Below are 4,984 nucleotides of genomic sequence, written 5' to 3' on the forward strand. Positions count from 1 at the left end.
CCCTTGAACTCTGCGCTGTTTGCCTGCGTGAACTTCTGCAGCAGGAACGCGCCGTTGGCTTCGACCTCGCCCTCGGCGTTCACGCGGACCGGCGCCCCGGTCGGCCCGGGGACGAAAGTCCCGAAGATGTAGTCCTGGAAATAGGTGTAGTACGCGGTGCCGCTCCACTGCCACGGCCCGTCGACCTTGCGGAAGGTGAGATCGACATTGTTCGCGGTCTCGGTCGCAAGGTGCGCGTCGCCCACGTCGAAGGTCGCGGTGGCAGGATGCGCGCCGTCCGGATAGAGCTCCTCGATCTGCGGCGAGCGCTGGCAGCGGCACGCGTTGAGTGCCGCGTTGTAGCCGTCGGCAAACTTCCAGAGCAGTCCGCCAGACAGGCTGAAAGGCGAAAAGCTGCGGGCGAGGATGGTGCTGTCTGAATTTGGCTTGAATTCGACGATGTCGAGCCGCGCGCCGAGGTCGAGGCGCCAGCGCTCGGCGAACTCGTACTGCTCGACGAGGAAGACGCCGGTGCCCTGCTGATTGACCGGCTGGATGAACGTCTCCTCGCCGACGGCGGAGAAATCGCGGTAGAGATACTGCGCGCCGAGGACGCCGTCGAACCCGGCGATCCGCTCGTGCCGCGCCTGCACGCGACCTTCGTACGCCTGGTTGCGGAAGGTGGTCGCGACCTCTCCGGTGGGCTCGACCTCGTTGTGCCGGTAGTCGTTGTACTGGAACTTGAGGCTGCCGTCGCGCAAGCCGGGCAAGGGGTCGTCGACGGCGCCTGCCATCTCGTAGCGGCTTTGCGTCAGGTCGATCGACGCGAACTCGGGTCCCGGCAGGCCATAGCGGCTGTCGAGCACGCTGGCGTTGACGCCGAGATAGCCGCGCTCACCGACCCAGGAGACGCCGCCTGAGCCGGAACTGCTGCGCGTGTAGCTGTTCGGCAAGGTGCCGCGACCGGAGAACGGATCGCCCTGGATCACCGGGCCGGGGATCGCGTAATCGCTGGTGTTGCGGAGAAACCCGCCGAGCGTGAACTGAAACGGTCCGTTGCCGCCATCGAGCCGCGCACGGCCGCCGACTTCGTTGTTCACACTTTGCGTGACGAACTCTCCGTCCCCTTTGAGTCCATCGACACGGCGTGTCGGAATGGCATCGGACACGACATTGACCACACCGCCGACAGCGCCCCCGTACAGAATGGTCGCCGACCCGCGCAGGACCTCGATCTGCCGTGCGCCGAACGGGTCGGCAGTGACCTGATGATCCGGGCTGATGGTGGACACGTCGCTCACACCGAGGCCGTTGTTCAGCACCTGCACGCGTGCTCCATCGAGGCCGCGGATGATCGGGCGTCCCGCACCGGCGGCGAAACCACTGGACTGCACGCCCAGTTCAGTGTCGAGGGTGTCGCCCAGGTTTGTGGTCTGGCGGCGGCGGAGGTCCGCCCCGCGCAGCACGGTCGCTGGCTGCGTCATGTCGAGTTCCGAGCGGTCCTCGAACGGCTGCGCGGTGACGACGACAGGGGCGAGCATGACGTCTTCCTTGGCCGGCTCTGCCCCTGCGGTGCAGGGGGCGCCGACCCCGGCCAGAGCGGCGGCGAGAAAAGTCTTGCGCAACATGGTTCCCGATTCACAATGGAGCACGCAGGCCGCTGGCGAGGAAGCCGGCACCGCATGACGCGTCCAAGAAAGCGGGTCATGCGACCCGCACCGGCGCAATCAGGACAAGACGGGAGGTGCCCGGCTGTGGAACGCGGGGAGCGCGCGCGGCGTGAACGCGCAGGCGAGGTACCGCAACGCCAGCGGCGCCGCGGCGCCACTCGGGAAATCGAGGGTCAGACTCGGTGGACTGGCATCGAGCGCGCAGTGGACGATGCCGAGATCACATGCCTCCGCCGGCGGCGCGTTGCGATCGCCGACCGCGTAGGGATCCGGCACCAGCCCGAAGTGACTGTAGGCGTGGAGCAGCGCGCCGTGCTGCGCGCACAGGAGCACGAGCAGCAGGCCCAGACGGGCGAACAGCGCACCGCAGGAAAGGCGCGTTGGCCGCATCGGCCTCAGTTCCGCCTTCTGCCGCACCGGTGTCGCTCCGGCAGCCGGGCGCTCACCACAGGGCGCTCACGCTCGCGGCACCCTGGCGATCGAGGGTACGCCCCAGCGCGGCGGCGACCGCGCCGAGCGAATCCATCAGTGACGACAGTTCCTTCGGCGTCAGCGCCTGGTCCGCGTCGCACCAGGCCTCGCACGGGTTCGGATGCATCTCGACCAGCAGCCCATCGGCTCCGGCCGCCACGGCGGCGCGTGCCAGCGCCGGAACCAGCCACGCCTTGCCGCCGGCATGGGACGGATCGACGATCACCGGCAGGTGCGTTTCCTTCTTCAGCACGGGAATCGCCGTCACGTCGAGCACGTTGCGATACGCAGTCTCGAAAGTGCGGATGCCGCGCTCGCAGAAGATGATGTCGTGATTGCCGCCGGCGGCGATGTACTCGGCGGCCATCAGCCACTCGGAAATGGTGGCCGACATGCCCCGCTTCAGGATCACCGGCTTGTTGACGCCCCCCACCGCCTTCAGGAGATCGAAGTTCTGCATGTTGCGGGTGCCGATCTGGATCACGTCCACGTCGTACTCGAGGAAGGTATCGAGCATGCGCACATCCATGAGCTCGGTGACGATCGGGAGGTCCTGCTTGTCGGCAGCGGCGCGGAACATCTGCAGTCCTTCCGTGCCGCGTCCCTGGAACGTGTAGGGGCTGGTGCGGGGCTTGAAGGCACCGCCGCGCATGAGCCGGCAGCCCGCTGCTGCGACACCCTGTGCCGCGAGATCCATCTGCGCCTGCGTTTCCACCGAGCACGGCCCGGCGATCACCTGCACCGCCCCGCCACCGACGGGAATGCCGCGCACGCGCACCGTGCTGTCGACCGGGTGCCACTCGCGCGCGACGATCTTGTACGGCTTCAGCACGTGCAGCGCCTGCTCGACGCCGGGCATGGTGGAGAACGCTTCCTCCGGCAGCGTGCGCTCGTCGCCGATGGCGCCGATCACGACGCGCTCGGTGCCGCGCGAGACGTTCACGTCGAGCCCGAAGTCGCGAATCTTGCGCACGACGGCCTCGATTGCCGCTTCGCCCGCGTGCAGGTTCATCACGATGATCATGGCATGCGTCCTCCGGCAGCCCCGGCGGGCTGCACTGCGGGCGCCGCGTGATCCCCTTCCGCCACGGCCTCCACCTCGGCCGGCGCCTGTGCCGCATCGATGAACTGCCGGAGCACATCCTCGATGAACCCGGGATCGAGATCGCGCACGATGAACACGAGTCGCGTCCGGCGATCTTCATCCGGCCAGACGTCGAGGCGGGTGAGTGGGTAGAGCACCGACTGCACCGATTGCATCACGACCGGCTGCGTCTGCCCCTCCAGGTTGAGGATCCCCTTCACGCGCAGCAGGTCCTCGCCCCGGAATGAAAGCAGCATCTCCATCGCCGCCATCAGTCCGGCCCACGGAATCGGCCGCTCGAAGCTCAGCGTGAACGACCGTATGCGCTCGTCGTGGGCACTCGCGTGCGCGACTTGGCCAGGCAGCAGCGAAGCACGGCTCACCGGCCGATACGCGGCCGCGGCGAGCCAGCGCGTGACGTCCGCAATCTTGCGCGATGGATCGAACAGGCCGGCGTTGAGCAGCAGAGCGGGGTCGATCTGCCCGTGCTCGGAGCGATAGATCGGCGCCGCGGGATTCAACTCGCGCAGTCGCGCCTCCAGGCGTTCGAGCCCGGGCAGCGGCGCGGCATCGCATTTGGTGAGCACCAGTCGATCCGCCACGGCCGCCTGCTTGACGGACTCGAAATGACGATCGAGTTCATCCATTCCGAGCACGCCGTCGACCGTGGTGATCACCCCGTCCAGGCGGTAGTGCTGCGCCACGATCGGATCCGACAGCAGGCTTTGCAGGATCGGCGCCGGATCGGCAAGGCCGGTCGTCTCGATCAGCATACGATTGAACTTGGATACACCATCGCGGCCGCGCCTGAAGAGCAGATCGCGCAGGGTGTCGCTCAACTCCCCGCGCACCGTGCAGCACATGCAGCCGCCTTCGAGCAACACGACATCGGGCTTTGCGCTGCGCACCAGGTGGTGGTCGAGACCGATGGCACCCACCTCGTTGACGAGAACCGCGCTGTCTGCCAGCAGGGGATGCCGCACGGCATGGTTGAGCAGCGTCGTCTTGCCGCTGCCGAGAAACCCCGTCAACAGCGAAACAGGAATCAGCGTGCGCCCGCCGGTGGCATCGCTCATGACGAACTCCTGCGTCGGCGGCGGCGCACCGAACCGCACTCGCTGCACAGCCCCTTGATGGTGAACTCGACCGACTCTGGCGCATAGCCCGCAGGCAGCCGCGGTGTGATGTCGGGGGAGAGCGCATCGAGGCAGATCACCTCGCCGCATGCAGTGCAGTGGAAATGGGCGTGCTGCGCGTCATGCGCGGACGGCGCGGCGTTGAAGCGCCAGACGCGGTCGTCTGCAGCAATCTTATGGGCGAGGTGTCGCGCCGTCAGCCATTCCAGCACGCGGTATACGGTCACGCGATCGATGGCGAGTGCAGCCTCGAGTCCGTCCTCGATCTCGCGGTGGGTAAGCGCGCGGGGCGCTGCCAGCAACAGCGACAGAATGCGCACGCGCGCGGGCGTTGCCCGTTCGCCGGTCGAACGGATCAGGTCTTCAGCGCTCGGCAGGGTTGCGTACACGGGGCCGGAAAGGAACGAGTCGGACCCCGGATTGGAACACGAAGCCTGCCGCAAAGCAACTGAGTTGCAGAGAGCATGTGCCGCGCCGAGTGTGGAAGGTCAGAGGGAAGATCGGGGAGCAGGTGAGCGGCGTTCCGGAGCGATCGGGAAACCCGGCGGAAGCCTGAGCGTGGTCGCTCCGAGAACGGCGGAAGGGCGCTGCGGAAGAATGCGGAAATCGAGGCGGATCAGTTGTAGCCGAGCACGACGCTCGCC

Annotated in this window: 5 protein-coding genes; all 5 read right to left on the reverse strand. The window is 67.3% G+C overall.

Annotation, left to right across the window (positions count from 1 at the left end):
• Positions 1-1,607: TonB-dependent receptor (locus tag JNK68_12110; GenBank protein ID MBL8541098.1), on the reverse strand; the 1,607-nt coding region annotated here is incomplete at its 3' end.
• Positions 1,608-1,706: 99 nt separating this feature from the next.
• Positions 1,707-2,039, reverse strand: coding sequence for a hypothetical protein (locus tag JNK68_12115; GenBank protein ID MBL8541099.1), 333 nt, complete (start codon positions 2,037-2,039; stop codon positions 1,707-1,709).
• A 52-nt stretch (positions 2,040-2,091) separates the two neighbouring features.
• Entirely contained in the window at positions 2,092-3,144 is a 1,053-nt protein-coding gene (gene aroF / locus JNK68_12120) for a 3-deoxy-7-phosphoheptulonate synthase (GenBank protein ID MBL8541100.1), read from the reverse strand.
• Positions 3,141-4,280: a GTP-binding protein gene (locus JNK68_12125; protein ID MBL8541101.1), complete on the reverse strand. Its 1,140-nt coding sequence runs from the start codon at positions 4,278-4,280 to the stop codon at positions 3,141-3,143. The genes aroF and JNK68_12125 overlap by 4 nt, the downstream gene beginning before the upstream one ends.
• Positions 4,277-4,729 carry a transcriptional repressor gene (locus JNK68_12130; protein ID MBL8541102.1) on the reverse strand — a complete coding sequence of 151 codons (453 nt, stop codon included), beginning with the start codon at positions 4,727-4,729 and terminating at the stop codon, positions 4,277-4,279. Before JNK68_12130 ends, JNK68_12125 begins: the two co-directional genes overlap by 4 nt.
• Positions 4,730-4,984 lie beyond the last annotated feature (255 nt).

The organism is Betaproteobacteria bacterium (assembly GCA_016791345.1).
GTDB lineage: Bacteria > Pseudomonadota > Gammaproteobacteria > Burkholderiales > JAEUMW01 > JAEUMW01.